A 1262-nucleotide genomic window follows, 5' to 3' on the forward strand; every position below is an offset into this window, starting at 1 on the left:
GTTTATAGCTTGTTGGAGCGTATAAAAAAGGAGTAGTTATAGGGAGTTTTAAGAAAAGAACAATTTAATTACTTGTAGTTTTATCTTTTTCATTGTCTTCTGCTTCGGTTTTTCTTCCAAATAATGCAGACGCTAGATGATGAGGTGGCCAATGAGACGTTTGAAGTCATGGCTCATTGGCATATTGGTATTAAGAATTACATAATTAGTTCCTGAATTTTAAGGAGAAATTAAGATTGCTATTGTCCAGTGGTGAATATTGTTTATGTGACTATTGTTGTAAAGTGCATCTAGTATCATGAGTTTTGCTCTGTATTCATCTTCGTTATTTTCCTCGACTAGATTCCATGCTTTTTTGTACCAGACAAGAGCTTTGTCAGTTTTTCGACTTTTAAAACAGACTTTGCTAAGCATGTAATATGTGCGGATGGTGTTCAATGATTCCCTGTGTTCTGGTATATCAATTGCTTTTAGTAAATGGCTTTCAGCTTGTAATAGATCACCACGTTTTTCATAACTGATACCGATATTGTAATGAGCTAAACTTTTGGTGTATGAATCCCCGATTTCATCTGATTTTTTAATGATGGTTGCATAATGTTGATCAGCTTTTTTATAACTCATTAATTCCATTTTGTTATGTGCGATTACCAATTCGCATTGGAGTTGTCTTGATATATATTAATAAAATCTCCCTTTTATGGAAGATTTTTTAGATTGCGGTGATAAAAAGATAACAACAAATAATAAAAATAAGACTAAGCGCTGTATAGAATATTATCTTTCCTATTTTTCCAATGAAGTATATATTGGCTAAAGTGAAAAATAATATTGATGTGACTGTTAGAAATATATAAATTTCTTTTGTTTTTTTTGTATTCATAAATGTCTCTAGTGACTGATTTGAGGAATATGATTGGGTAATGTGAGATAAAGCTAGTCCTATAAAAATGAATATGCCTATTATGTTAATTAATGTTCTAGAACTTATTGTGTTTTTTTGTTCTTTCATTTTAAATCCTCCTATAGATATCTAATCAATTTGATTGTTCCAATTTTTCAGGGTGTTCCAGCATTTTTTTATTTAGTGATTCCACTGCCCGGTTCATTATACAATCATACCTTGATTATTCTAGTTACATCAATTGTTGAAAAATGTGATGGATGAAGAAAAAAATGAGAAAAAAGGAATAAAAGGAGAGGTTATTGTTAATGTTTATTTTATAAATAAAAACAAAAAATCCTAGATTAATAAATCTAGG

The 1262-nt window shown here is 29.9% G+C and carries 1 protein-coding gene; it reads right to left on the reverse strand.

All coding sequences use genetic code 11. From position 1 onward, the window contains the following. Positions 1–219: 219 nt before the first annotated feature. Positions 220–624 carry a tetratricopeptide repeat protein gene (locus R0J87_RS18245; RefSeq protein ID WP_410612667.1) on the reverse strand — a complete coding sequence of 135 codons (405 nt, stop codon included), beginning with the start codon at positions 622–624 and terminating at the stop codon, positions 220–222. Between the last annotated feature and the right edge of the window lie 638 nt (positions 625–1262).

Source organism: Halomonas sp. SIMBA_159, assembly GCF_046536035.1.
Taxonomy (GTDB): Bacteria; Pseudomonadota; Gammaproteobacteria; order Pseudomonadales; family Halomonadaceae; genus Vreelandella; species Vreelandella venusta_A.